Origin of the sequence: Marinobacter xestospongiae (genome assembly GCF_023156385.1) — a bacterium.
In the GTDB taxonomy this organism is placed as follows: Bacteria; Pseudomonadota; Gammaproteobacteria; order Pseudomonadales; family Oleiphilaceae; genus Marinobacter; species Marinobacter xestospongiae.
The window spans coordinates 102,466-128,895 of sequence record NZ_JAKZAK010000004.1; the positions used below are offsets into that span (position 1 = coordinate 102,466).

Here is a 26,430-nt window from a genome sequence, read left to right on the forward strand (position 1 = left end):
CATTGACAAAAAAAGCCAACAGCCTATATTTTGCCGCCAGTTTTGCCATAATACGCGCCTTCCCGCGCATCAAAAAATGCTGATAAATAGGAGAGCACCATGACCGACAAGAAAGCAACGCTTTCGGTGGGTGACAAGTCCATTGAGCTACCGGTTTATTCAGGCACCGTGGGCCCGGATGTGATCGACGTACGCGCCCTTGTTCAGGAAGGCGTCTTTACTTACGACCCGGGCTTCGTGTCCACCGCAGCCTGTGAATCCCAGATCACCTACATTGACGGCGCCAACGGTGTTCTCCTGCACCGCGGCTATCCCATCGAACAACTGGCTGAGTGCTCCGATTATCTGGAAGTCTGCTACCTGCTGCTTCACGGTGAACTGCCCTCCCCCGAGGAGAACAAGCGCTTCCACGATACCGTGAAGAACCACACCATGCTGCACGACCAGATGCGCAACTTCTTCCACGGCTTCCGTCGCGACGCCCACCCGATGGCCATCATGTGCGGCGTTGTCGGCGCCCTGTCGGCGTTCTACCACGACCAGATGGACGTCAAGAGCGCCCAGCAGCGTGAGATTACCGCTCACCGCCTGGTCGCCAAGATGCCGACCATTGCCGCCTGGTGTTACAAGTACGCCAACGGCCAGCCCTTCATGTACCCGCGTAACGACCTGTCTTACGCCGAGAACTTCCTGTACATGATGTTCGGCACCCCATGCGAGGACTACAAGCCGAATCCGGTACTGGCCAAGGCGATGGACAAGATCTTCATCCTCCACGCCGACCACGAGCAGAATGCCTCCACCTCAACCGTTCGCCTGGCCGGTTCCACCGGTGCCAACCCGTATGCCTGTATTGCCTCCGGCATTGCAGCACTGTGGGGCCCCGCACACGGCGGCGCCAACGAGGCGGTGCTGGACATGCTGGCGGAAATCGGCGACGAGTCCAATATCGAAGAGTTCATCGCCAAGGCCAAAGACAAGGACGATCCGTTCCGTCTGATGGGCTTCGGCCACCGGGTCTACAAGAACTTCGACCCGCGCGCCAAGGTCATGCGCGAAACCGCTCACGAGGTACTGTCCGAGCTGGGTCTGGAAAACGATCCGCTGCTGAAGATCGCTCAGCGCCTGGAGAAAATCGCCCTGGAAGACGACTACTTCGTTCAGCGCAAGCTCTACCCGAACGTCGACTTCTACTCCGGCATCATCCTCAAGGCCATGGGCATCCCGACCTCCATGTTCACGGTGATTTTTGCCATGTCCCGCACCATCGGCTGGTTCTCTCACTGGAACGAGATGGTCAGCGGCGACTATCGCATCGGCCGCCCGCGCCAGCTCTACACCGGTTCCACCAGCCGCGATTACCCCAAAGGCTGAGCCTGGACCACCCCGACAAAGGCCGCATGATTGCGGCCTTTTTTATTGCCAAAAGCTCTGCAATGATAGCCAGTTACACCCTCCAATTCGTTACCGGCAGCGGGAGACACGCAATGACAAAAACAGCAGCTTTCATCGGCCTCGGTGTCATGGGCTACCCCATGGCAGGCCACATCGCCAATCAGGGGTATCAGGTCCGGGTGTGGAACCGCACCGCCGCCAAAGCCCAGCAATGGGCCGAGCAATATGGCGGCCAGGCCTGCGACTCCATCGCAGACGCCGTACACGGCGCGGATTTGGTGATGACCTGCGTGGGCGCTGACAAAGACCTGATCGAGGTCTACGAAGCGGCCGATGGCATCATCGCCAACGCCGCCGACGGCGCCATTCTGATCGACCACACCACCGCCTCTGCCGCCGTTGCCGAACGCCTGGCCCAAGCAGCGGCAGCAAAAAGCCTTGGCTTTCTCGACGCGCCAGTCTCCGGCGGCCAGCAGGGCGCCGAGAATGGCCAGTTGACGGTCATGTGTGGGGGCAGCCAGGCCAGCTTCGACAAGGCCCTTCCCGCCATGGAGTGCTACGCTCGCGCAGTCAACCTGATGGGCGATGCCGGTGCCGGCCAGAAGACCAAGATGGTGAACCAGATCGCCATCGCCGGACTGGTCCAGGGCCTGTCCGAGGCCCTACACTTCGCTGAGAATGCCGGTCTCGACGCCAGCCGCGTGGTCGACGTGATTTCCAAGGGTGCCGCTCAATCCTGGCAGATGGAGAACCGCTCCGGCACCATGATCGAGGGCGAGTTCGAGCATGGCTTCGCTGTTGACTGGATGCGCAAGGACCTGGGCATCTGCCTGGACGAGGCCCGCAAGAACCACAGCACCCTGCCCGTCACCGCCCTGGTGGATCAGTTCTACGCCGACATCCAGGCCATGGGTGGCAACCGCTGGGATACATCGTCACTGATCGAGCGCTTGCGTCGCCGCTCCTGAGCCCTCCCGCCAACAAAAAAAGCCCGGCGCATTCCTGCGCCGGGCTTTTTTTGTTGGCCTGCGATCCGGAGACCGCCGGCAACCTGCGTCCAGAGCCAACTCAGGCGGACGCTGTTTCCCCAACTACTTTTCCTTGGGCTGCCACTTGCCGTCCTTGTACCAGGCGGACCAGCCCGTTGCCTTGCCCTCTTTCTCGGACATGACGTACTGCTCCTTGGTCTTGCGGCTGTAGCGCACCACCGTCGGATTCCCTTCGGGGTCGGCCGTCGGCGCCTTCATCAGGAAGGCGTACTTGGGATCGATCTCATTCTTGTGCGGCAACAGCTCCTGAACCTGAGGCGCTCGCGTCTCCCGGTTCTTGGGGAACTTGCTGGCCGCCAGGAACAACCCGGAAGCACCGTCACGAAGCACGTAGGTGTCCTCGACCTTCTGGCACTGCAGCTCCGGCATCGGCACCGGGTCCATCTTGGGCGGTGCCGGCTCGCCACTCTTGAGCAGCTTACGGGTGTTCTTGCATTCGGTGTTGGTACAGCCAAAATATTTGCCGAAACGGCCGGTCTTCAGCTGCATCTCGGAACCACACTTGTCACACTCCAGTGTCGGGCCATCATACCCCTTGATGCGGAACGTCCCCTTCTCGACCTCAAACCCGGAACAGTCCGGATTGTTGCCGCAGACATGGAGCTTGCGCTGCTCGTCGATCAGGTAGCTGTCCATTGCCGTGCCACACTTGGGACAACGCCGCTTCTTGCGCAGCAGACGGGTTTCCCCTTCCCCTTCGACATCGTCATCGGCGCTGACCACTTCGTCGCCGGACACCAGGTTGATGGTGGTCTTGCAACGCTCCTTGGGCGGCAGGGCGTAACCGGAGCAACCCAGGAACACCCCGGTGCTAGCCACCCGGATCTGCATCGGCCGCTCACAGGTCGGACAAGGGATGTCGGTTTCCGTGGGCGTATTGCCCCGCATTCCACCTTCGCTGTCGCCACCGGCAGTCTCAAGCTGCTGCTGGAAGTTGCCGTAGAACTCATTCAGCACCTTTTTCCAGTCGATCTCGCCTTCCGCGATCTCGTCCAGCTCTTCTTCAAGGCGAGCGGTAAAATCGTAATCCATCAGGTTGGCGAAGGACTCGGACAAGCGGTCCGTGACCACATCACCCATCTTCTCGGAATAGAAACGCCGGTTCTGCAACCGCACATAGCCCCGATCCTGAATGGTGGAAATGATCGACGCGTAGGTGGACGGCCGACCGATACCCTTCTTCTCCAGTTCCTTGACCAGGCTGGCTTCGGTGTAACGCGGGGCCGGCTTGGTGAAGTGCTGGGTCGGATCGAGCTTGACCAGCGACAGCGGGTCCTCGACCTGAATATCCGGCAACGCCACATCCTCGTCCTTTTTGGACGACTGCGGCGCAACCTTGAGAAAACCTTCAAACTTGATAATCCGGCCACGGGTTCGCAGCTCGTAGTCGCCATTGGCCACCACAATGGACGTGCTGAGGAACTCGGCATCTGCCATCTGACAGGCAATGAACTGGCGCCAGATCAGGTCATAGAGCTTCTCAGCGTCCTTCTCCAGGCCACTGATGTCGGCAGGACGACGACTGACCTCGGTGGGACGAATCGCTTCGTGAGCCTCCTGTGCCCCTTCCTTGCTGCCATAGACCCGCGGGTTGCCCGGCAGGTAGCGATCACCGAACTGCTTGCTGACAAACTCGCGACAGCTCGCAACCGCGTCCTGGCTCAGGTTGGTGGAGTCAGTACGCATGTAAGTGATGTAACCCGCCTCATACAGGCGCTGGGCCAGCATCATGGTTTTCTTGACACTGAACCCCATGCGGTTGCTGGCCGCCTGCTGCAGCGTAGACGTAATAAACGGCGCGCCCGGACGGGACCGGGTAGGCTTGTCTTCGCGCTTGGCAACCTTGAAACCGCCCTGCTCCAGACGCTGGACATGAGCCTGGCTCTGCTGTTCATTCTCCGGACGGTAAGGCTTGCCATCGTACCGGGTTACTTCGAAACGAACGGGCTTCTCCGCCCCCTTCGGCCCCAGGTCGGCGTGTAACTGCCAGAACTCCTCCGGCACGAACGCCCGAATTTCCCGTTCCCGCTCGACGATCAGGCGCACCGCAACGGACTGTACCCGACCAGCAGACAGACCCCGGGCAAGTTTGGCCCAAAGTAACGGCGACACCATGTAGCCGACCACCCGGTCAAGGAAGCGGCGGGCCTGCTGGGCATTGACGCGATTGGTATCGAGCGCACCCGGGTCTTCAAACGCGGCCTGAATCGCCCGCTTGGTGATTTCGTTGAACACCACGCGACGGTACTTGTCGGCCTCGCCGCCGATGGTTTGCTGAAGGTGCCAGGCAATCGCCTCCCCTTCGCGGTCCAAATCCGTTGCCAGATAGATGTGGTCAGCAGACTTGGCCAGACGCTTCAGTTCGTTGACCACCTTTTCTTTGCCGGGAAGTACTTCGTAGCGGGCTTCCCAGTTCTTGTCCGGGTCCACACCCATACGGGCAACCAACTGTTCCCGGGCTTTGCGCTTCTTGTACGCCGCCTTTTCTTCCGGCTCCATCTTGCGGGTCAGCGCTGCCTGACGAGCCCGCTCCTTCGGATCACTCTGGGACCCGCTGCCGCTGACCGGAAGGTCACGAATGTGCCCGACGCTGGACTTGACGATGTAGTCGGAGCCCAGGTACTTGTTGATGGTCTTCGCTTTGGCTGGCGACTCGACGATGACGAGACTCTTACCCATAACGGAGTTCGGTTTCCTTGACGATGTTCGTACAAATAATCAGCAGACTGTAAACCTGTTGAAAAATCAGTCGGCTAGGTGAAACAAAGGGAGGCAGTACGTCCCGGGAACCTGTTTTACAGGGTCCGTAAATGCAAGACAACCCATTCTTTGTATTCCCGTCGTGTTTTTTAACCCGGTTTAGTTTCATTTTCCCGATCTGGCAAGAAACCCGACGCAATTACCTGAGGTCCACCCAGACAACAAAAACCCCGGACAAGCCGGGGTTTCTGCTAGCCGGGTCCGGCTTGCGCCGAACCCGCATGGAGATGTCCGATCACAGATCAGACACGCTCCCAGACCGTTGCAATGCCCTGACCAAGACCGATACACATGGTGGAGACACCATACTTACCGCCTTTGGCTTCCATGACATTCAACAAGGTGGTGGAGATACGGGCACCGGAACAGCCCAGCGGATGGCCCAGGGCAATCGCACCGCCGTTCAGGTTTACTTTCTCTTCCATCACACCCAGCAGTTTCAGGTCTTTCAGCACCGGCAGGGACTGGCCGGCAAACGCTTCATTCAGCTCCCAGAAGTCGATGTCTTCAACTTTCAGGCCTGCGCGCTTGAGGGCTTTCTTGGTCGCCGGTACCGGGCCGTATCCCATGATCGCGGGATCACAGCCGGCCACTGCCATGCTGACAATCCGGGCACGGGGCTTCAGGCCCAGCGCTTCGGCACGTTCAGCAGACATCAGCACCATGGCCGCAGCACCGTCAGTCAGCTGCGAAGAGGTACCCGCCGTTACGGTGCCGTTCTTCGGATCGAATGCCGGACGCAGCTGGCCCAGGGACTCAGCGGTGGTTTCCGGACGAATGGTTTCGTCTTCTTCGATCAGCACCTTGAAGCCGTTCTCGTCGTGACCTTCGATGGGAACGATTTCGTTCTTGAAGCGGCCTTCGAGGGTCGCTTCGTGGGCCAGACGGTGAGAACGGGCGCCAAACTCGTCCTGCTGCTCACGGGTGATGCCGTGCATCTTGGCCAGCATTTCCGCAGTCAGGCCCATCATGTTGGACGCTTTCGCGGAGTACTTGGAGGCGGCCGGGTTGTGGTCGAAGCCTTCGGTCATCGGAACGTGACCCATGTGCTCAACACCACCAACCACAAACACGTCACCATTGCCGGTCATGATGGCCTGGGCCGCTGTGTGAATCGCGGACATCGCGGAACCACACAGACGGTTTACGGTTTGCGCCGCAGACTCGTGCGGGATGTCAGTCAGCAGGGAAATCTGCCGTGCAACGTTGAAGCCCTGCTCTTTGGTCTGGTTTACACAGCCCCAGATCACGTCTTCAACTTCTTTCGGGTTGAGCTCGGGATTACGCTCAAACAGTGCGTCGATCAGCGCAGCCGACAGTGTTTCCGCACGTACGTTGCGGAAACAACCGTTCTTGGCACGACCCATCGGAGTCCGCACGCAATCGACGACGACAACGTCTCTCGGATTCAGGCTCATAGATCTTTCTCCGTTCGGAAATCTCGTTCAGGGTTAGCCAAAGAACTTCTTGCCAGTCTTGGCCATTTCACGCAGCTTCTCGGTCGGGTGGTACAGCGGACCCAGGTCTGCGAACTTGTCTGCCAGCTCGACGAACTTGTCGACACCCATGTCGTCGATGTAACGCAGGGCACCACCACGGAACGGCGGGAAGCCGATACCGAAGATCAGACCCATATCGGCGTCAGCCGGGTCTTCAACAATGCCGTCTTCCAGGCAGCGAACGGTTTCCAGGCACAGCGGAATCATCATCCGGGCGATGATCTCTTCTTCCTCGAAGTCCTTCTTGCCCTGAACCACCGGCTCGATGAGCTTGTAGGTTTCTTCGTCAACCACCTTCTTCTTCTTGCCTTTACGATCCAGCTCGTACTTGTAGAAGCCGATGTCGTTCTTCTGGCCGTAGCGGTTGTTTTCGAACATCACATCGATGGCGCTCTTGTTCTCGTCCTTCATGCGGTCCGGGAACCCTTCGGCCATCACTTCGTTGGCGTGCTTGGCGGTGTCCATGCCGACAACGTCGAGCAGGTACGCTGGGCCCATCGGCCAGCCAAACTTTTCCATAACCTTGTCGACTTTCTGGAAGTCGGCACCGTCGCGAACCAGGCCGGCGAAGCCGCCAAAGTACGGGAACAGAACACGGTTCACCAGGAAGCCCGGGCAGTCGTTGACCACAATCGGGGTCTTGCCCATGGCCTTGGCATACGCCACGGTGGTCGCAATCGCACGATCGCTGGTTTTCTCACCACGGATAACCTCAACCAGCGGCATCATGTGCACCGGGTTGAAGAAATGCATGCCACAGAAGTTCTCCGGACGCTTCAGGTTCTTGGCCAGAAGATCGATGGAGATGGTGGAGGTGTTGGAGGTGAGGATGGCGTCTTCGCGCACCGCGTCTTCGGTTTCGCGCAGTACGGCATCTTTGACCTTCGGGTTCTCAACCACCGCTTCAACCACCAGGTCGACATTCTTGAAGTCGCCGTAGTTGAGTGTCGGTGTGATGCTGTTCAGAACATCCGCCATCTTGTCAGCCTTCATCTTGCCGCGGCTAACGCGCTTGGTCAGCAGAGACTTGGCTTCTTTCAGACCCAGATCGATACCAGCCGGAGCGATGTCCTTCATGATGATCGGAGTGCCTTTCAGGGCAGACTGGTAAGCAACGCCACCACCCATGATGCCCGCACCCAGAACGGCTGCCAGCTTGACTTCGCTCGCTTCCTTCTCCCACGCCTTGGCCTTCTTCTTCAGTTCCTGATCGTTCAGGAACAGACCCACCAGACAGGCAGCAACGTTGGTCTTGGCCATCTTGGCGAAGCCTTTGGCTTCCACTTCGATTGCCTTGTCGCGAGTCAGGTTGGCGTGCTTCTGCATCACCTTGATCGCTTCAACCGGCGCCGGGTAGTTCTTGCCAGCCTTGCCGGCCACGAAACCCTTGGAGATCTCGAACGCCATCATGCTTTCCATGGCGTTGAGCTTGATCTTGCCCTTCTTCTCTTCACGACGGGCCTGGTTGTCCAGCTTGCCTTCGTTGCACTGGTTGATAATGGCAACAGCGGCGTCGACCAGCTTGTCGGACTCAACCACAGCGTCAACTGCACCCACTTTCAGGGCATCGGCAGCACGGTTTTCGGTACCGCCACAGATCCACTCAACAGCGTAATCCACACCCACCAGACGGGACAGGCGTACGGTACCACCAAAGCCCGGGAAGATACCCAGCTTCACTTCCGGCAGGCCAACTTTGGCCTTGCTGTCCATGACCCGGTAGTCGGTGGCGAGACACATCTCAAAACCACCACCCAGAGCCATGCCGTTGATTGCCGTAACGGTGGGGAACGGCAGATCTTCAACCGCATTGAAAACCTCGTTTGCCTTCAGGTTGTTGGCAATCAGGTCTTCTTCGGAACCTGCGAACAGGTCGGTGAATTCGGTGATATCGGCACCAACAATGAAGGAATCCTTGGAACTGGTGACAACCAGCCCTTTCAGGTCTTTCTGTTCCTTAAGCTTGTCGGTCGCGGCGTGGAGCTCTTCAATGGTGAGGCGATTGAACTTGTTGACTGACTCGCCCTGCAAGTCAAAGTTCAACTGAGCGATCCCGCCTTCGATCTCTTTAACCGTGATGGCTTTACCTTCGTAAATCATCAACTGATCTCCAGTCTGTGTTTGGAACTGCTTCCAGCGTGGTGAGTCGGGAGGTCACCCGCTGTCGACGCAGCGAGATTTCGGTCACTACCCGATCAACCGATTCAAAAATTCATACAGTCGTTTGAATCGTGAGCGCACACGATGAAAAAAAACCGCCCGTTTGTCAATTTGTTTCTACGTTGAAACCGAAACATTCAGCCACCATGCTGCCAGACATCGGCACGCCTATGACACCTTTACCCATTAAGATTCATAAAGATAAAGTGTTTTATTAATGTGATGTGTAGAATGGGCGGCACCGGCCGACCATACGATCGGGAGACCTCGTTGCTGGTGCTGAATGGGCGGACGACGCACGGCCACAATGGCGGTATATTTTGTGACCACAATGTCAAAACTTCGTCAGGGCCTTGATTGCCCCACCCAGTTACTTTAATTTCAAAGTCAGACTTTCGTATAGGGAGAGAATGGCGACGGGTGCGATTGGACTACGCACCGGAAGGATTCGCCAGCCAAGGGAACGGCAACCGCCTTCCCCGACCCTCTGCCTGCCAGTCGTCCCTGCCCCGTGCTGCCCTTGGGCCCGGCGGCAAACAATAATAAAAGAGCACAATACGGAGTTTTCATCCGATGAAAGCGAAGCACCCCTTATACCGGTCATTGGCTGCGCTACTGTTGTTTTTTACCATTCTGTCCCCGGCTGCCCGGGCAGATGACAGCGCCAGCTTCCTTGATAACCTGCATCATTTCCGGGTCAGTAATTTTATTGCCCTGGACGCCTACTACCGTTTCTCGGTCGATGGCGATACCGTTGCTCTGAACGAAATCGTCGCGTCCATCAACCTGGCCAACGGCGCCATGAACACCGTCGCCAGCAGTACGGCCGACATGCTGGATAGCGCCGAGATTGCCAGCCTTCAGGAGTCCTTTGACAAGTTCAAGGACCTGATGCGGCTGAACATCAATGACGTTCGCAAGAATGGCTATCCGGACCTGCGCCTGGTGTCCGAGATGGCGGACCAGGCGGCCACCCTGAGCACCCGCTCCACTGAGCTCTACAGCGTCGCTCTGGAAAATGCCCAGGTCAGCGCCAACGAGCGCATAGAGGCCGCCCGCTCAGCTGCCGTTACCATGGCCCAAATGATGGCGAAGTATTCGGTACGCTCAAACATGGCGGTTTCACAAACTTTCCAGGGTACCTCGGAGGATGAGCCGCTGGACGTCAAGGCCCAGAAGTTCGAACAACTGCTGACCCGGCTGTCGGCCGGCCCTGCCCCCGAATCCCTGCGCACCATGCTTGATGAACTCAACTCCAAGTGGCTGTTCATCCGCAATTCCTACATCAATTACAACGAGAACAACGTCTCGTTCGTCATCGACCGCTACTCCAAGGGCATCCTGGAAGGTCTCGACAACACCATCAACCTGCTGAAAGAAAACGCCTGATCCAGATCACGCCTTTCTTGATGCCTGTCAGTGACCTAGCTTTGGTTCTGGCCTATAGTGGAAGCTATAGGCCGGCCCCGAGTTGCACTGCTTTTGGTCAATCCGGGACCATTGGTGATCCCTGAAAGGAGTTCGTGATGTCCCAGTACAACAAGGTACTTGTCGCCATTGATCTGACCGAGGAGGCGCCTCAGGTACTCGATAAAGCCATTGAGATTTGCAAGGCCCATTCCGCCGAGCTGATGCTGGTACATGTGGTGGAACCGGTAGGCTACGCCTACGGCGGCGATATCCCGATGGATCTCACCGAACTGCAGGATCAGCTGGACGCGGCCGCCCGCGAGCAGCTGCAGAAGTATGGCGCCACCTACCAGATTGACGATGGCAACCAGATTGTCACGGTAGGTCGGCCGGAATCGGAGATTCACCGACTGGCGGAAGAGCGCAATGCGGACCTGGTGGTGGTCGGCAGCCACGGCCGCCGCGGTATCCAGCTGCTACTGGGCTCCACCGCCAACGGCGTGCTGCACGGCGCCAAGTGCGACGTGCTGGCGGTGCGGATCAATTGATCCGCTCCGGGTGCCGCCAGTGTCCCGCGCGGCACCCGGAAACACCAATTCAGTGACTGGTCTGGTCGCCCTGGATGCGAGCTTCCAGTTTCCGCAACTGGCTCTCGAGCGAGACGCTGACACTGGAGGCCATGGAGAAGAAGTTCAATAGCGCCTTAAGGTTACTGTCACCCTGGCAGACCGAGTGAATGCGCTGCCACAGCGCCTGGTTCACCAGCTGCAAACGCTTGTTGCGTTCAACCAGCCCTTTCAGCTCCCAGTCCGCATCCTTGCCATGCCGCATCTCGAAGTACTGCTGCAACAGGTAGTGGGACACACTACGCATGATGAATTCATCGCTGGAGGCAAACGGCAGGTGGTGAACAGCCATTGACTTGAGCTCCGACAGCACCGGGCAACCGCTGGTTGCCATCTTCAGCCCCAGCAATGATCGCAGCGCTTCCTCCAGCGTGGTTTCCTTGTCGTAATGGCGATGCTCGTCCACCACACGCACCTCCACCGGCTGATAGGCGTCCTTGTCCTGAAAGGCGTCAACAACGGGCAGCATCTCGACAGCCGCGGGGCAATAGGGTGATGCTTCAGGCTTCAGCGGGCAGTTGGCACACTGGCAGTGTTCCAGACGGGTCCACTTGGGCAGGGGCTCTCGCGCCTGCCTTGGCTGGTCGGTCACCTTGAAATAGACCCGATGACCGTCCTGAAGCTTGAAGGTGTAACCAACGTTCATGAGTTGCCCTGCTCCTCAAGTTCCATCCAGCGCTCGATCATTGCTTCCAGATCGGCCTCCATCTCCGCCAGGCGTTCCAGCTTTTCGGTCACCTCCGCCTGCGGCCGGGCGTAGAAGTCCGGACCGGAGACTTCCTCCTGCATCGCGGCAAGCGCCGTCTCAAGCTCATTGATCTTGCCCGGAAGCTGCTCCAGCTCCAGCTTCAACTTGTAACTGAGTTTTGCCGGTCGCTGCTTGGTTTGAGCCTTGGGTTTAGCGGGGGAAGCCTCCGCGGGCGCGGGCTTGGACTTGACCGGCTCGGAGCGCATTTCAGCGTTGAAACGTCCTCCCTGGCGACGCCAATCACTATAGCCGCCAACGTACTCCTTCACCACACCGCTGCCATCGAGGGCGATGGTATCGGCAACCACATTGTCGAGGAATTCGCGGTCGTGACTGATCACCAGCACGGTGCCGGAAAACGCCACCAACTGGGCCTCCAACAGCTCCAGGGTCTCCACATCGAGGTCGTTGGTGGGTTCATCGAGCACCAGGATATTGGCCGGTTTGCTGAACAGCTTGGCGAGCATCAACCGGGCCCGTTCTCCGCCCGAGAACACCCGGACAGGAGACCGGGCACGCTCGGGGCTGAACAGGAATTCCTGCAGATACCCAAGTACATGTTTCTGCTGGCCATTGATCTCAATGAACTCACGCCCTTCCGCCAGATTGTCCAGGGCATTGCTGTCCGGGTCCAATTCACCGCGCAGCTGGTCGAAATACGCCACCTCCCGATTGGTGCCCAGACGGATACGACCCTCGGTTGGCTCCAGATCCCCCAACAGCAGTCGCACCAGAGTGGTTTTGCCGGTGCCATTCTCACCAACCAGACCAATCTTGTCGCCCCGCATGATGGTCAGGTTCATATCACGGATGATGGACTTGCCGTCGGGATATTTGAAGCCGGCCCCAACCGCCTCCACCACCAGACGACCGGATCGCGCGGCGTCCTCCACCGAGAAGCTGGCATTGCCCACCCGCTCGCGACGCTGCTTGCGCTCCTCGCGCATGGCCTTAAGCGCTCTGACCCGGCCCATGTTGCGGGTCCGGCGGGCCTTGATCCCCTGGCGAATCCAGGCTTCTTCCTGCTTGAGACGCTTATCGAACAGGGCATTCTGGCGCTCTTCTTCTTCCAGCGCCTTCTCTTTCAGCTCCAGATAACGGTCATAGTTGGCAGCGAAGCTCACCAGCTGTCCCCGGTCCAACTCCACAACGCGGGTGGCCACCCGGCGGATGAATGCGCGGTCATGGCTGACAAACAGAATGGCGCCGGTAAACTGTGCCAACGTTTCTTCCAGCCAGGCGATGGCGGGAACATCCAGATGGTTGGTGGGCTCATCCAGCATCAGAATGTCCGGCTCGGCCACCAGAGCCCGGGCCAACAGAACCCGACGCTGCCAGCCACCAGACAGCGTATTCAGCTGCTGGTCAGGATCGATCTGGTACTGCTTGAGGATGGCGGTGACCTTCTGATCCAGGCGCCAGCCGTCCAGCGCTTCAAGCCGCTCCTGAACCTTTGACATCCGCTCCAGGCTGTTTTCATCGGCCTGCTGGGACAGGGTATGGAACTCCGCCAGCAACGCGCCAGCCTCGGGAAACGCGCCCGCCACCACGTCGTAGGCCGTACGGGGATCATCCGCCGGCAGGTTCTGCTGCAACACCGCCAGCGTTGCCCCGGCCTCCAGCTTGACCAGACCACCATCGGGCGTCACCTCGCCGGAAACGATCTTGAGCAGCGTGGATTTACCCTCGCCGTTGCGGCCAATCAGGCACACCCGCTCGCCGGCCTCAATCACCAGGGACGCCTGGTCCAGCAAGGGGTGCAGACCGAACGCCAGGGACACATCATCCAGCATCAATAGGGGCATAAACTCAGGACTCCTGTTGCAAAATCTCTACCGGGTCTCCCCGTCTCACCATCACGCCATCAGGTCGATGCAGCGCATTGATGCCAAACATCACACCGTCCGGGGTACGCCGGAACCTGCCCAGGGTTCGAAGGGGCTGGGCATCCGTCGCCTTGGTGCCGAGATCCGGATCGACGGTGGTCATCACGCAGCGCGAGCAGGGCTTCACCAGATCAAACACCACCTCGCCAATCCGCAACTGGCGCCACTGGTCTTCCTGCCATGCCTGAGCGCCCTCAATCACCAGATTGGGCCGGAACCGACGGATGTCGACCGGGTTGTCCAGACGGCTGTTCAGGTCATCCAGGGAGGCCTGGTTGACGATCAGGAACGGGAAACCGTCGGCAAAACCCACTCGCCGCCGCTCCGTCACCCGACCGCCCTTGACTTCACGGAAGGTGGCGTCAGGCATATGGACCAGTGTCAGCGATTCACCGATGAATCCGGACAACGCCTCGGAGGCAGAGCCTGCGGCATCACAGGCCTTGACCCAATCCTGCCAGACCCGTACCGGCCGGCTAGCGTGGCCAGGTTCCAGAGTGTGGGCGCCGAGGCCAGGCACATCAATAACCACCTCTCCCCGGGCAATGGCGGTATGAATCAGCGCCAATCGGGGATGGCTGCGTTGGGTGACGAACTGACCTTCGGCATCGACAATCATCCAGCGACGATCACCAGCCGGACCGAACTCATCGAGCGCCATCTCGGGAAGCGCAATACCGCGCAGGGATTTAACCGGGTACACGAATTGCGACAGCACCTGCATGATCAGGACCTCCGGGCGTGGTTTGCGAGGGTGCAAGGGGCGGAGGCAGGAGCATTCGACAGGCTGCGGGGCCTGTCGCCGATCCCGCTACCGGAACCCGCGAACGGGGCAGTATAACTGAGATCGGCGGTGTTTAGGGGGATTGCCGGGTGCGGTTGCGCCCAGGCGTCTTTATTTCAGGGCGGCGATGATCGCATTGGCAGCCTGACGCCATTGCGCCACCACCGAATCGCCATCTGGCGCAATGACCACCGGTGACGCACCGGCACCCACAATGGCTGCGTGAACATCGTCCGGCAGGCTGGTATGGTGCAGCACCGCACCGACGCCGGAGTCGCGGATGGTCGACACCAGCGCCGCTATCTGGTCCTCGCTCCAGGACCGGGTCTGCGGCGCCTGAAACGGCACTGACTCAAGGTTCAGACCACTGACCAGGTAGCTGAGCCGGTCGGACAGCGAGATCACGGCCATCTGTTCCAGCTCCAGCAACGCCATTTCAACGTCAACCGATGCCACCAACAAACGGCGACGGAAACTGGCGAGGTTGTCGTCAATCCGCTCGGCAGAGCCCGGTGACAGACGCGCCAGATCCGCCGCTATGATATCTGCCATGCGACCAAGGTTGTCCGGAGACCACCAGGGCCCATGCCCCATGCCGGTGCCGGCGCGCAAAGCAATCCCTGGAAGCGCGTGATCGAGAGGGGCTGCGGCATCAATCTCAAGGATGCGGAAATTGACGCGGCGTGCCAACGGGAACAGCGGGTCCTGGGGCCACAGCGACCGCAGGCCGATAACCGCATCCGCCTCACCGGCCAGTTGCTCCAGCTTGCGACTGCCCCGCCCCTCGAAATAGGACTGCCAGCGGGTGAACGGCAGACGCGCAGATACCGCTGCCTTAACCTGAATATCCGTGCCTTCGGCCAACGCCGAAGCCAACGCAACCACCGCCGGGTGCGCAGCCAGCACGGTATGGTCAGACTTCATTTCCTCGGCTGCAAGCCGGCCACCGGTGACCGTCAGGGCAAACGCCAATATCAACAACGCCAGGATTCGGCCAATACAGGAACTCACAGTCACACCACGTCTCCTTTCATGGCCGGCACCAAGCTGCGGGCCACCGCGGCCAGCAGGAACAGACTGCCTGCCACCAGGATGATCGCGGCTCCTGACGGTACCGGCAGGTTAAATACGATGGGCAGGAGGATGCCTGCCAGGGTGCTGACCACCGAGATCACCACCGACCCCCAGAAAAATCCTCGCAGCGACCTGCTCACCAGACGGGCACAGGCTGCCGGGATCACCAGCAGCGCGCCCACCAGGATGGCACCGATCACCTTCACCGAGGCCACGGTGACCATCGTCACCAGGACCACGAACAGATAGTCCATCAGCTTCACCGAGACCCCGCGAACAGCCGCCAGCTGGGGATTGAAACTCACCAGCATCATGCGATTGTAAAACGGCAGCATCGCCATCAGGGTGAGCAAAGCCACTACCGCCAACACCGTCAGGTCCTGACTGTTGACCGTCAGCACTGAGCCAAAGAGGACATTCTCAAGAATGTGAATGTTGATGCGGCTGGCAAGGATCAGCAACATACTGGCACCCAGCGCCAGGGACAGGGACAGGAATACACCAATCAGGGTGTCCGGTGACAGACCGGTCCGATTGCGCAGGTAGTTCAGCATCAGACCAAACAGCAGGCAGTAACCAAACAGGCTGCCGTAGGGACCGGTGTAGGGCTCACCCAGCAGAATACCGATGGCCACACCAGTCAATGCCGAATGACCAATCGCCTCCGAGAAAAAGGCGAACCGCTTGACCACCACCAGCGTACCAAGACTCCCCAGCACCGGCCCGATGATCAGCCCCGCCATCAACGCGTTGACCACAAACCCATAGGTCAGCAGCTCCGGCAGATAGCCCGCCTGGGCCCAGCTCACGATCAGTGTCCGTAAACCATCGAACAAGCTCACGCCACCTCCCCCGCCGCAAGCGGAACCTCAGTTGCCGAGTGGCTGAACAGGTTGATCAGCCGTTCCGGTGCCAGCGCCTGCTCTGGCGTTTCATGGAACAGCAGTTTGCGGTTCAGGCCGGTGACGGTGTCCGCCAGTCGTCGAACCGCCGCCAGGTCATGCTCAATCCAGACCACAGTGCGACCCTCCGCCTGCCACTGGCCAAGCAGGGTCTCGAACAGGCGGATTCCGGCCTCATCCAGGGCGGCCAGCGGTTCGTCCAGAACCAGCAGGTCGGCCTGGGGCATCAGTGCCTGTGCCAACAGCACCCGCTGACGTTCGCCACCGGACAGCGCCCCCATCCGGCGACGCCGCTTGCCGGAGAGACCGACCCGCGCCAGCGCCGTATCGACCAGCTCACGATGGCGACGGGCCAGACCAAGAAAGCCGGGACGGGTCTGTACCATGGTGGCGAGCACATCCTCCACCGTCATCGGCAGTCCCCGCTCGAATTCCAGCGCCTGGGGCACATACCCGACATTGCCGGCGTCGCCGGGCCAGGTCATGGCGATCTGTCCCTGGTGCGGCATCTGACCCAACAGCGCCTTCACCAGCGAGCTTTTACCACCGCCGTTTGGCCCAACCAGGGCATGGGTACGGCCGGCCGACAGCTCCAGACAGATATCGCAGAGGATATCGGTGCCACCAAGCGACAGCGACACTGACCCGAACGCAATCGCCGGTCCCGTCCCCGGGACGGGCGTAACGGCCATGTTCACGGCGTCGTCTCCAGAATCGCATCGACCACGGTGTCGAGGTTGTGGGCCATGTCCTTTTCAAACCGGTCCGCGGAGTACTCGCCGTAGGAGATGTGACTGAGGGCGTAGAGCCGCACGCCGGACTCACGGCGGATGGTGTCAACGTAGGTGGATGGAAAATCCATTTCCGAGAAGATGACGTCCACATCCAGTTCGTTGAGCGTGTCAATGGTGGTCTTGAGTTGGGACGGGCTCGGCTCGATACCGTGGGCAGGCTCCACCACCGCAGTCACCTCCACGCCAAACTCCCGCAGCAGGTAGTCGTAGGCACCGTGGATGGTTGCTACCCGCAGATCGGTCGCCGGAGACTCAGCCAGACGCGCCAGCGCCCTTGCACGCATCCCCCGGAGCGTTCGGGCGTACCGCCGGGCATTGGTGCGGAAGTCGTCGGCGTGTTCCGGCGCCAGCTCTGCCAGTTCACGGGCAATGGTGTTGACCTGGGCAATGGCGGCGGTAATGGACAGGAAGGTATGGGGGTTCACCACCGCCCCGGAATCCTCACCACTGCGCAATGCCGACATACCGGACGCGGCCAGCAGGGGGACCCGGGCATTGGCCTCGATAATGGGCAGGTCGGGGCTGTCACTGGCGGCGATCATGCGGTCGACAAAATCGTCGTGGCCAATGCCGTTGATCACCACCGCGTCCAGGGTGGCAATGCGCTGGATATCTTCAGCCCGGGGCTCAAAGGCATGGGGGTTGAAGCCGACAGGAATCAGCGGCACCACCTCGGCATGGTCGCCCACAATGTTGGCAACGTAACTGTAATACGGATGCAGGGTAACGCCGATTCTCAGGCCATCCGCCAGCACCACCGACGGCAGCGCCAACAGGGCAAACATCAGCCAGCGGCCCAGGCCCGTACGCCGGCCACGACGGCCGGTCAGGGAAATCGTCTGTTTCATATCACTGTCTCTCTCGGGTAACGCCGGCATCGAACTGGGCAACCACCAGATGCCAGCCAGACTTGGCCAGATCGGCGGGCATCAGGGAAGCCGGCAGGGTCGCGCCGGCCTCCCGGTTCAGCCAGACCCGTACGTCAGAGGGTTCGGTATCAGCAGCCGGGGCAGCCAGCAGTAACGAGCCGGCAACCTCGGGCTCTGCGGTCTCGCCGTAATACACAACCGCCGTGGCTACCGGACCGTCATCGGTCACACCGGCCAGCGTCAGCCGCTGCCAACGATGATGGCCACGGCGGGCGGCACTGGCGTCAGCGATGAACGGCGGCAGACCGCTGTCGGCCAGCTCTGCAACCGCTGGTGCCTCGGCATAGAACAGCAGCTCATCGTAGGCAACCCGCAGGTCGGCGTAGAGCCCCTGCTCCGCCGCGGTAAGGTCTCGTCTTGCGTCCAACTGGTGTGGTGCCAGCTCAGCGACGTGATAATCACGCCCGTGCCACCCCACGACCAGCGCCGCGGTGGCGAGAATCAGCCCCGCCGCCAGCAGCAGCCACAGGGTCTCGTGGCCGGCACCGGCCGGCTCGACAACAACGGTGGTCACGGCGCGATGCCGGTATAGTCAATCTCAAAGACGTGGCCGGGACCGGCATCAAAGAGGATGTAAAACTCGCCATCGGGCTTCTCGAACACGATTTTGGAGTCGGCATCCAGCTCACCGGGAATCAGGATTTCCTCTTCGTAGGAAATCACATCCATGGTGACACCCGGCGCCAGACTGCCGTCGGAATAGCCGCCCTGACAACGAATGGTATGGTCGTTGACATACTCGCACTGTGCCACCGGGTTATGGGCCAGTGTCACCGGACTGACTGCCGCCAGTCCCAGCACCACCCCTGCTCGAACGCCCCAGTACAGGAGCCCCTGTTTCATCGCCATTGCCTTACTCCTCACGGTTGTTGAACCAGTTGGCAGTGTTGGGAGAGACCTGTGCCAACGGCACCTGCGCCTGATAAACCTTGCCGTCCTTGCCTTCCACCGTCAGCCAGAATTCATCGTCGGCCTTGGCGGTGGGCGGGAACGCCAGCTCCGCCCCCATGGTCCGCCGACCACGTAACTGGGTGCCCACGGTGCGCATCGACCGCGGCTTCTGCAGTCGCAGATACACCTGTCGCATTTGCAGCTGGCAACCATCGCAGAAACGCACCTGATAGGACTTGACCGGCACATCCATCGCCGCCAGTTTGGGAACATCGGGGTTGGCTTCGGCCAGGGTGAAGGTCCAGTCACCAATCTGCCCCCGTACGGCGTCCGAACCCAACAACGGGTTGACCGGATACTGCAGCATCCAGGCCGCAAACACCGCCGGGCTGGCAACCAGCAGCAGCGCCATCACGACCTGCCGCCCGCGGCTTCGCTGAGGTTCTGCCGGCTCTGTTTCCGGTCGCCGACGCTTTGGTGTCGACGCCTTGCCAGTAGAGACCTGGCGCCGCGTTTCCCAGCGCGACATGCCCCATGCCAGCAGCACCCCCACGATGGTCAGCCAACCCAGCAGATGCACCTGGCCCGAGCTGATGCCCCAGAACCCGATGCCCACTGCCAGCGCTAGCACCAGCAACCCCCAACCAGCCACTTTCAGCACCCGCTGGGCACGCGCCGAACACTCCAGACCCAGCTGCCGGGCATGCTTTGGCATGGCCAGCGCCAACGCCACAAATCCCGAGAGTGACAGGACCACCACCACCAACTGTTTCATAGCCAGCCTCCCGGCAAGATCGCCGCGTTCATCAATGCCAGGGCAGCGCAGCTCAGTGCCAGCCCCACCCAGGCCCGGGTCGCCGAGCGCACGCTGAATACCCAGATGATCGCCGCTGTGTAAACGGCAAAGCTGAGCAGCGAGGCCGCCACCACAGCCTCGGCCTGTGGCATCGGCCAAACCAGGGCCAGGAACACCGTCAGCAGCGACGTAAACAGGTAGCCACCGAAGATCGCCGCCAGCACCCGGAACAACACCTGCCAGCGATAACGGGCATCATCAGACAGTGTCATGACGCACCTCCGGCTGCTGCAGCACCCGCGACCATCGCTTGCTGCTCCTTTTTCAGCCACCGCAAACGCAGCTTATGGGCGGTATAGGCCAGCATCGCTGCCAGCAACAGCATGGTGAGGTCGAAGCCTGCCATCACCCAGTCACCCTGTGGGATCGACCAGCCCAGGTGGACGCCGGTGGTGGCGGCATTGACCAACGGAATGCTGGCGTAGGCCAGCGCAGCCAGCGCAAACAGCTCGAGCCAGGCCTGTTTCATCGGACGGAACAGGGCGTAGATCAGCGTCCAGCCCCAGACAAAGAACATGCAATGGGCCTCCCAGTCAGCGCGATCAGCAATGTCCAGGGGCAGCAAACGGTTGGCCAGAAAATAGGCCGCCACAGCCAGCGGCAAACCGGCAATGGTGGCAATGTTCAGCGCCTCCACCAGACGCAGCCCAAACCGGTCCACGGCGGACTGTCGCTCCTTGGCGCGGGCATGCCGCTCACGACGCTTCACCGTCCAGAGCACCAGACCGGTGGCGATCATGCCGCATCCCAGCAGACCGGAGGCAAAGTAAAGCCAGCGCAGCGCCGGACCGGCGAAGTGGCCTTCATGCAGGGAAATCAGCAGACCGTACATGTAGGTGGCGCCATCGCCTTCATCGAGCGGCAATGGCTCACCGGTGCGGGCATCAAACTTCAGCTGCCCTTCGGTATCAGATACCCGTGACACCACCTTGCCCTGGGAAAGACGGCTGAGCTCAATGTAAGCCGGCTCATCATCCGGGTTCGAGAACGTCAGACTGGCAATTTGACCTGCGCCCCACTGTCGCTCGGCCTCGGCAATCACCTCTGATACGTCGGTATCCGGCATGGTCACTGGCTGCCAGCTCTTGTCCACCCGGTCATAGATTTCGTCGAAGAAGGTACGCTGGGGGTCCACTTCATCCGCGTAGATGGTATGGATGCCTGCCGGCATATAGGTTTCGGTGAAGAAAATCAGGCCGCTATAGGTGATCATCAGGAAGAACGGCAGGGCCATGACACTGATGATGTTGTGAGCGTCCAGCCACGACCGCTGGCCTTTGCCGGGCCGGAAGGTGAAGAAATCCTTGAAAATCTTCTTGTGGGTAATCACGCCGGAGACAATGGCCACCAGCATCAGCATGGTGCACACCCCCACCAGCAGGAAGGCAATGTTTCGCGGCATGTAATGGAACGCGTAGTGCATGCGATACAGCAGGTTGCCGCCGCCGGTTTCCCGTGCCTCCGGTTGCTGTACCGGCTGCCCGGTCGCCAGATCCAGGGTCTCACTGCCGCGCTGGCCGAAGAATCGACCTCGTGGCGGCAGGCTTTCCCAGTTCACTTCCAGCTCCCGATACTGGCGGGTCCGCTGGTTGTATTGGGGCATCGAAACACGCCACAGCTTGGCCTCTGGCGCCACCTGCTGCAGTCGCTGCAGCCCCGTCGCCAGAGCGACCTGGGTGTCCACCCCCTCAACCGGCTGTACGGCCGGACGCTCAGGCTCCATCCAGTGAGTAATCTCGAAAGTGAAATAACCGGCTGTGCCGGTCACAAAGATAAAGAAAAGAACCCAGCCGACGACCAATCCGGTCCATGTGTGCAGCCAGGCCATCGATGCACGAAACCCGTTTTTCACGACACTATCCTGTAGGCAGGCCTGGGGAGGTGGAAGGAACAACGGATAGGCGACAACGCCGCCCGACCCCAAGCTTAATGATAATCAATGTTACTTTGTTGACGATTAAGGTTCAATTGCCGAATGACAGAACTAGCGCCTTCCCGACTGATTTCCATGGCATTTCACCCACATCGACCGGCCAGTCAGCAAGCGCAGAACACCGAAGGCCTATACCGTTATGACGAACGAGAAAGAAAAAGGGGTCAAAAAAAAGAGGGAGTAAGAGAAATGAAAACACAATAACGAAAAAGGGGAACCCTATAGGCTCCCCTTCTCGGCTCAGCTCGCCCGAAGGCGCCCTGACTTTAATTTGGAGCGGGAAACGAGATTCGAACTCGCGACCCCAACCTTGGCAAGGTTGTGCTCTACCAACTGAGCTATTCCCGCATATGTTTTCGAGATTTAAATTCAAGAACTTAGCTGTGTTTCGCTGCGTTCATCTCGACAACGGATGCGTATTATACGGAGCAATTTCCGGCGCGCAACCCCTAATTTTCATTTTTTTGAAATTTCTGTGTCAGCAGCAACGCCCAGCAACTCGGGCACCCCCATCACCAGGCCCAGCATGCGCTCAACCGCCCCGCCCAGGTACTGAGCCTGGGGCTCGCCGCGGAACAGCAGCCCATCATACCCCAGCCCGAGCACCACACTCACCAGCAGGGAGGCATCCCGACGCGGGGAACCGACGTCCAGGCGAAGCAGCAGCTCCTCCAGACCGGATACCCAGGCCGCCCGATGCTGGCGCGCCAACTGCCCCAGATCCGGGTCCCGCAGGGCCTCCATCAGGAACACCTGCTCTGCCAGCACCTCCTCCCGGCGCTGGGAAAACTGCTCGCCCAGATAGGCAGTCACAATGGAGGCCAGCCGACGCGCCAACGCCTCCCGGCCCGGGCCACCCCGATTCAGCGACTCCGGCGCGGCGGCATCGAGCACCATATTGACCATGTGGTAGAACTGGTCGAGATTGTCCTGGGCTTTCTCGGCGAACAGCGTAAAGGCGTCACCAATGAGCTCATGAATGTCCCGGAAGTAATAGGTGGTGGACGCCAACGGTACCCCCGCCTCCCGAGCCACCGAACGATGCTTGATACCGCGGATGCCCTCGCTGGCGGCAATTCGCAGGGTCGCTTCCAGAATCTTTACCCGGCGCTGCTCACTCTTGGCGCGGTAGGCTTTTCGACCACTGTACTGGACCGGGTTCTGGGACTGCCCCTCCGGCCTGTCGCATTCGATGCCTGCCACATTCGATTGTTGTACCTGTGTCATCTGGGCGATTCCGTGATCGGAGAGTTATGCTTTCGGACCACAGTATGCCGCCCCAATGCCAGCAAAACCTTGATAGAAGTTGCATTCCCGCAGTTTTGCAATCACTGGCCAAACCGGGCACCACCCTGCCCCAGGTATTCCGCCTCCTCCGGCGTCACCGACCGCTTAAGCACCCCGTTGCGATGGGGAAAGCGACCAAAGCGGCGAATGATGTCACGATGCTCTCCGGCTGATACCCAGAACCCCTCCAGCAGGGCCCGCAAGGGACCATCATGGGACGCCAGCAACTGGTGGTAGAGGTCCACCGCCAGCTCCTGGTCCGCCAACCGCTCGGAATGCTGCAACGGCATGTAGAAAAATGCCCGCTGCACCGCCGGCAACGCCATGTCGCACCCCTCTTTAAGCCCCTCGTGACAAAGACGCCGGGCCAGGTGGTCGGCGGAGAACGCCAGCGCGCCACCACGATGGATGTTGCGGGTGAACTGATCCAGCAGCAACAGCTCCGCCAGGCGCCCTCCGGCGCTAGCGCGCCAGGCCTGCAGGCCGTTCTCGGAGGCCACAACCACCAACGACAGAAAGCGACGACGGATTTCCTGGTCAAACGCCCGGGACGGCCGAAACCAGCGATTGCGATGGAAGGCATCGGGGATGCCGTCGCCATCCAGATCGCCAAACCAGAAATCCAATACATCCTGCCATCCGAACATACTTCCGTTCCCCTGTTTCAAGGTGCAGCCCGGAGGCCGCCTATACTGTGTGGAGAGCCCTGAAGGCACCCTTGGTAATACGCTGAGCCTTGTTACACTGGAGCAAACACACGGCCAGCCCGGATTCGCCCCCAACACCTTGGAGCGGATAACAACGGCTACGCAAATCATGACACAACGGACCCATTTTCCCATGCCAGACAAACGGACCATAATCTTGCTCGCCCACGGCAGCAGCGACGCCAAATGGTGCACCACCTTCGAAAAGCTGGCGGCGCCCACACTAAGCGCCATCCCCGATTCTGTGGTGGCCTACATGGAACTGAGCCAACCATCCCTGGCGGAGGTTGTGGCAGACAAATCTGCAAAGGGGTGTAGTGACTTCGTGGTGTTACCGCTGTTTCTGGCGGCAGGACGCCACCTGCGTCGGGATGTGCCCGCAAAGATCGCGGCCCTCGAGGAGGAGCACCGGGTCAGCATTCAACTGGCACCACCCATCGGTGAAAGTCCGCAACTGGGTGACGCCATCCGCTCAGTGGTGGAAGACACCCTGGAGACTTCTCATGGCTAGGTCCATCCTCATTACTGGCGGCACCGGCTTCATAGGTCAGAAGCTGTGCCATTCACTGAACCACAACGACTTCCAGCTCACGGTGTTAAGCCGGCAGTCACCGGAAAACGTGAAAACCCTGTGCGGCCGGGTTGAGCCAATCGCATCACTGGAAGCCCTGCGCGATCACCCGGGATTTGACGCCATCATCAACCTGGCGGGCGAAGGCATTGCCGATCGCCGCTGGAGTGAACACCGCAAACAACAACTGCGGGACAGCCGAATCGCGCTTACCCGACAGCTGGTGGAGCTGGCGGACACCTGGGGATCGCCGCCAAAGGTCATGGTATCCGGTTCTGCCGTCGGCTTTTACGGCGATCAGGGTCAGCAGGCCGTCACCGAGGAGACAGCGCCCCACGACGAATTCACCCACCAGTTATGCCGCGATTGGGAAACCGAGGCCCGCCGCTTCGAGCCCCTGGGTACCCGGGTGTGCCTGTCTCGCACTGGCGTCGTGGTGGGTCCGGCCGGCGGCTTCCTGCAGCGCATGCTGCCGCCGTTCCGGTTTGGTCTGGGCGGCCGACTGGGTGCCGGCACCCAGTATATGCCCTGGGTGCACCGTAATGATGTGGTGAACGCCCTGCTCTGGATGATGAATACCGAGTCCGCCAGCGGCGCCTACAATGTGGTCAGCCCGTCACCCGTCAGCAACCAGGATTTCACCCGCAGCCTCGGCCGCGTGCTCCATCGACCAACAATACTGCCCGCACCCGCAGCGGCCCTGAAACTGGCGTTGGGAGAGATGTCGAGACTGCTGCTAACCGGACAGAACGCCCGCCCGGCCCGCCTGCTGGACGCAGGATTCAAGTTCGAATACCCGGAACTGGAACCGGCACTGCGGGACGCTATTCGCTCTTGCTGAGATACCGATGCAGCGGAGATCCGGGCAGATCGACGAGCCTACGAGACGCCAGCCACAGAACAGTAGCCGCGGAATCTGCTAGAGTGGCCACACCATGTCGATTCGCACTGTCTTTACCTCCGTCCTTGCCTGCACCCTGCTGTCAGTGACCAGCGGCGCGCTTGCGTCCGAAACCACAGCCGGCAGCCAGCAGAGTTACGAATCCTGCTCTATGATCACCAGCGAGTACGTCACCGTTCTGCAGTTGCTCAGTCGCGGGTTTGATGGCGAGAGTTTGAGCGAGGCGCTGCCGGACATCAGTCCCCAGGCCGGACAGAGGGTCAGGACTCTGACACGCTTGGTGGAAGAACAGGGACTGGTGGACACCTACTCACAGATCAACTCCGAGTACGCCCGCTGCGCCCGCACAGTGTACCAGCGTCAGGGCAAGCCACAGGCAAGCTCGCGGGAAGGCCACTTTCATTTTTGCGCAGGTGAGAACAAGGTCCGGTACGAAGTGTTGATGTCAGCCGTGGTTGGCGCCGACCGAAGGGAGGTGCTGCCCCAGCTCGCCAGTCAGCATCAGGCAGTGGCTAATGCGATCTATGACCTGTATCACCAGGAGGGCGCGCTCACCGTGTTCGACTTGCTGGCCAGCGAACTGAAAGCCTGCCTCAATCGCCAGCGCTGACCGGCGACCAGGCCGTCCGCCCCAACCGGGTTCCAGCGCGAACGCCCTCCAACCAGCACAGCCTCCAACCAGAATCCTTCCCGGCCAAAAGGCGTCCTCATCCGGATACCTTCCAGCCAGAAAACTTTTCTGAAAAAAGGTTTGACAGCTCCAGCCGGCTTACCTAATATACGCGCCACCTCGACGAGGCAAGGTTTTGAAGCCGATGCGTCCCCTTCGTCTAGTGGCCTAGGACTCCGCCCTTTCACGGCGGCAACAGGGGTTCGAACCCCCTAGGGGACGCCACTTCTTTTCCTTCCGATCAGGCTGTTTTCTCCCGACCCCCTGCAGCCTTTTTCCCTGCTTTCTCTTTGTGCTTCTTCATGTCTTTGGCAACGAAGGCACCAACCCCACCGAAGAATGCCAGAATTAGCAACACAGTGCCGATGCCTGCAAACACAACTGTGTCCATGTACATAACTCTCTCCTCAGCCTACGCTCGTTAGTCAGAATCTTTTACCGTGGAACCCCCGTTTCCCGCGCCTGCCTTTTATGCTGACCGGAAGTTCCTGAACTGACTGTAAGGTTACGCCGCGCCAGCCAATGACCCTTTGACCTGGATCAAAGGGGTGAACGGAGTCTCATCCATCTGCCGATACCCGCCTTTTATTGACCCCAA

Annotated in this window: 25 protein-coding genes and 2 tRNA genes; 8 read left to right on the top strand and 19 right to left on the bottom strand. The window is 60.1% G+C overall.

Features of this window, described 5'->3' with window-relative positions; genetic code table 11:
- Nucleotides 1–99: 99 nt before the first annotated feature.
- Complete coding sequence (gene gltA / locus MLD24_RS03865; RefSeq protein WP_227171372.1) at nucleotides 100–1,374, top strand: citrate synthase; 1,275 nt, start codon at nucleotides 100–102, stop codon at nucleotides 1,372–1,374.
- A 113-nt stretch (nucleotides 1,375–1,487) separates the two neighbouring features.
- A complete protein-coding gene (locus tag MLD24_RS03870) occupies nucleotides 1,488–2,363 on the top strand; it encodes an NAD(P)-dependent oxidoreductase (RefSeq protein ID WP_248164299.1) in 876 nt (291 codons plus the stop codon).
- Between the two features lie 123 nt (nucleotides 2,364–2,486).
- Here MLD24_RS03870 and topA read toward each other — a convergent pair whose 3' ends face one another.
- From topA to fadB, 3 genes are all read right to left on the bottom strand, one after another.
- The gene (gene topA, locus MLD24_RS03875) at nucleotides 2,487–5,123 is read right to left on the bottom strand and encodes a type I DNA topoisomerase (protein ID WP_248164302.1); all 2,637 of its coding nucleotides are present in this window, start codon (nucleotides 5,121–5,123) and stop codon (nucleotides 2,487–2,489) included.
- 323 nt (nucleotides 5,124–5,446) lie between these two features.
- The gene (fadA, locus tag MLD24_RS03880; RefSeq protein ID WP_227171375.1) at nucleotides 5,447–6,622 is read right to left on the bottom strand and encodes an acetyl-CoA C-acyltransferase FadA; all 1,176 of its coding nucleotides are present in this window, start codon (nucleotides 6,620–6,622) and stop codon (nucleotides 5,447–5,449) included.
- Between the two features lie 33 nt (nucleotides 6,623–6,655).
- Complete coding sequence (fadB, locus tag MLD24_RS03885) at nucleotides 6,656–8,803, bottom strand: fatty acid oxidation complex subunit alpha FadB (RefSeq protein ID WP_248164306.1); 2,148 nt, start codon at nucleotides 8,801–8,803, stop codon at nucleotides 6,656–6,658.
- 633 nt (nucleotides 8,804–9,436) lie between these two features.
- Here fadB and MLD24_RS03890 point away from each other — a divergent pair.
- Both MLD24_RS03890 and MLD24_RS03895 read left to right on the top strand, forming a co-directional pair.
- The gene (locus MLD24_RS03890; protein WP_227171377.1) at nucleotides 9,437–10,252 is read left to right on the top strand and encodes a hypothetical protein; all 816 of its coding nucleotides are present in this window, start codon (nucleotides 9,437–9,439) and stop codon (nucleotides 10,250–10,252) included.
- Between the two features lie 137 nt (nucleotides 10,253–10,389).
- The gene (locus MLD24_RS03895) at nucleotides 10,390–10,821 is read left to right on the top strand and encodes a universal stress protein (protein ID WP_227171378.1); all 432 of its coding nucleotides are present in this window, start codon (nucleotides 10,390–10,392) and stop codon (nucleotides 10,819–10,821) included.
- A gap of 49 nt (nucleotides 10,822–10,870) precedes the next feature.
- Here MLD24_RS03895 and MLD24_RS03900 read toward each other — a convergent pair whose 3' ends face one another.
- The 15 genes from MLD24_RS03900 to MLD24_RS03970 form a co-directional block, all read right to left on the bottom strand.
- A complete protein-coding gene (locus MLD24_RS03900) occupies nucleotides 10,871–11,545 on the bottom strand; it encodes a DUF6901 family protein (RefSeq protein ID WP_227171379.1) in 675 nt (224 codons plus the stop codon).
- Complete coding sequence (locus MLD24_RS03905) at nucleotides 11,542–13,452, bottom strand: ATP-binding cassette domain-containing protein (protein ID WP_227171380.1); 1,911 nt, start codon at nucleotides 13,450–13,452, stop codon at nucleotides 11,542–11,544. Before MLD24_RS03905 ends, MLD24_RS03900 begins: the two co-directional genes overlap by 4 nt.
- A 4-nt stretch (nucleotides 13,453–13,456) precedes the next feature.
- Nucleotides 13,457–14,257, bottom strand: coding sequence for an MOSC domain-containing protein (locus MLD24_RS03910; protein ID WP_248164309.1), 801 nt, complete (start codon nucleotides 14,255–14,257; stop codon nucleotides 13,457–13,459).
- A 171-nt stretch (nucleotides 14,258–14,428) separates the two neighbouring features.
- Complete coding sequence (locus MLD24_RS03915) at nucleotides 14,429–15,334, bottom strand: metal ABC transporter solute-binding protein, Zn/Mn family (RefSeq protein WP_248164312.1); 906 nt, start codon at nucleotides 15,332–15,334, stop codon at nucleotides 14,429–14,431.
- Entirely contained in the window at nucleotides 15,331–16,227 is an 897-nt protein-coding gene (locus MLD24_RS03920; protein WP_248164482.1) for a metal ABC transporter permease, read from the bottom strand. The genes MLD24_RS03915 and MLD24_RS03920 overlap by 4 nt, the downstream gene beginning before the upstream one ends.
- A gap of 2 nt (nucleotides 16,228–16,229) precedes the next feature.
- The gene (locus MLD24_RS03925) at nucleotides 16,230–16,985 is read right to left on the bottom strand and encodes a metal ABC transporter ATP-binding protein (protein ID WP_248164484.1); all 756 of its coding nucleotides are present in this window, start codon (nucleotides 16,983–16,985) and stop codon (nucleotides 16,230–16,232) included.
- Nucleotides 16,986–16,987: 2 nt separating this feature from the next.
- Nucleotides 16,988–17,872, bottom strand: a complete 885-nt coding sequence (locus MLD24_RS03930) for a metal ABC transporter solute-binding protein, Zn/Mn family (protein ID WP_248164487.1) — start codon at nucleotides 17,870–17,872, stop codon at nucleotides 16,988–16,990.
- Nucleotides 17,873–17,936: 64 nt separating this feature from the next.
- A complete protein-coding gene (locus MLD24_RS03935) occupies nucleotides 17,937–18,530 on the bottom strand; it encodes a DUF6162 family protein (RefSeq protein WP_248164315.1) in 594 nt (197 codons plus the stop codon).
- On the bottom strand, nucleotides 18,527–18,859 hold the full coding sequence (locus MLD24_RS03940) for a hypothetical protein (protein ID WP_248164490.1): 333 nt from the start codon (nucleotides 18,857–18,859) through the stop codon (nucleotides 18,527–18,529). Before MLD24_RS03940 ends, MLD24_RS03935 begins: the two co-directional genes overlap by 4 nt.
- Before the next feature lie 10 nt (nucleotides 18,860–18,869).
- Nucleotides 18,870–19,682, bottom strand: coding sequence for a DUF3325 domain-containing protein (locus tag MLD24_RS03945; RefSeq protein ID WP_248164317.1), 813 nt, complete (start codon nucleotides 19,680–19,682; stop codon nucleotides 18,870–18,872).
- Nucleotides 19,679–19,975, bottom strand: a complete 297-nt coding sequence (locus MLD24_RS03950; RefSeq protein ID WP_248164321.1) for a DUF3649 domain-containing protein — start codon at nucleotides 19,973–19,975, stop codon at nucleotides 19,679–19,681. Before MLD24_RS03950 ends, MLD24_RS03945 begins: the two co-directional genes overlap by 4 nt.
- On the bottom strand, nucleotides 19,972–21,615 hold the full coding sequence (locus MLD24_RS03955; RefSeq protein WP_248164323.1) for a PepSY-associated TM helix domain-containing protein: 1,644 nt from the start codon (nucleotides 21,613–21,615) through the stop codon (nucleotides 19,972–19,974). Before MLD24_RS03955 ends, MLD24_RS03950 begins: the two co-directional genes overlap by 4 nt.
- Nucleotides 21,616–21,968: 353 nt before the next feature.
- A tRNA-Gly gene (locus MLD24_RS03960) sits at nucleotides 21,969–22,044 on the bottom strand.
- 108 nt (nucleotides 22,045–22,152) lie between these two features.
- Nucleotides 22,153–22,923 carry a TetR/AcrR family transcriptional regulator gene (locus tag MLD24_RS03965; RefSeq protein WP_248164326.1) on the bottom strand — a complete coding sequence of 257 codons (771 nt, stop codon included), beginning with the start codon at nucleotides 22,921–22,923 and terminating at the stop codon, nucleotides 22,153–22,155.
- A gap of 101 nt (nucleotides 22,924–23,024) precedes the next feature.
- Entirely contained in the window at nucleotides 23,025–23,630 is a 606-nt protein-coding gene (locus MLD24_RS03970) for a DUF924 family protein (RefSeq protein ID WP_248164327.1), read from the bottom strand.
- A 193-nt stretch (nucleotides 23,631–23,823) separates the two neighbouring features.
- Between MLD24_RS03970 and MLD24_RS03975 the strand changes: the two genes are divergently transcribed.
- From MLD24_RS03975 to MLD24_RS03990, 4 genes are all read left to right on the top strand, one after another.
- On the top strand, nucleotides 23,824–24,201 hold the full coding sequence (locus MLD24_RS03975; RefSeq protein WP_248164330.1) for a sirohydrochlorin chelatase: 378 nt from the start codon (nucleotides 23,824–23,826) through the stop codon (nucleotides 24,199–24,201).
- Nucleotides 24,194–25,102: a TIGR01777 family oxidoreductase gene (locus MLD24_RS03980; RefSeq protein WP_227171393.1), complete on the top strand. Its 909-nt coding sequence runs from the start codon at nucleotides 24,194–24,196 to the stop codon at nucleotides 25,100–25,102. Before MLD24_RS03975 ends, MLD24_RS03980 begins: the two co-directional genes overlap by 8 nt.
- Before the next feature lie 94 nt (nucleotides 25,103–25,196).
- On the top strand, nucleotides 25,197–25,772 hold the full coding sequence (locus MLD24_RS03985) for a hypothetical protein (protein WP_248164333.1): 576 nt from the start codon (nucleotides 25,197–25,199) through the stop codon (nucleotides 25,770–25,772).
- 209 nt (nucleotides 25,773–25,981) lie between these two features.
- A tRNA-Glu gene (locus MLD24_RS03990) sits at nucleotides 25,982–26,057 on the top strand.
- Nucleotides 26,058–26,073: 16 nt separating this feature from the next.
- On the opposite strand, the gene ccoM is transcribed toward MLD24_RS03990, so the two are convergent.
- Nucleotides 26,074–26,229, bottom strand: a complete 156-nt coding sequence (gene ccoM, locus MLD24_RS21720) for a cytochrome c oxidase subunit CcoM (RefSeq protein WP_227171395.1) — start codon at nucleotides 26,227–26,229, stop codon at nucleotides 26,074–26,076.
- Nucleotides 26,230–26,430: the final 201 nt, after the last annotated feature.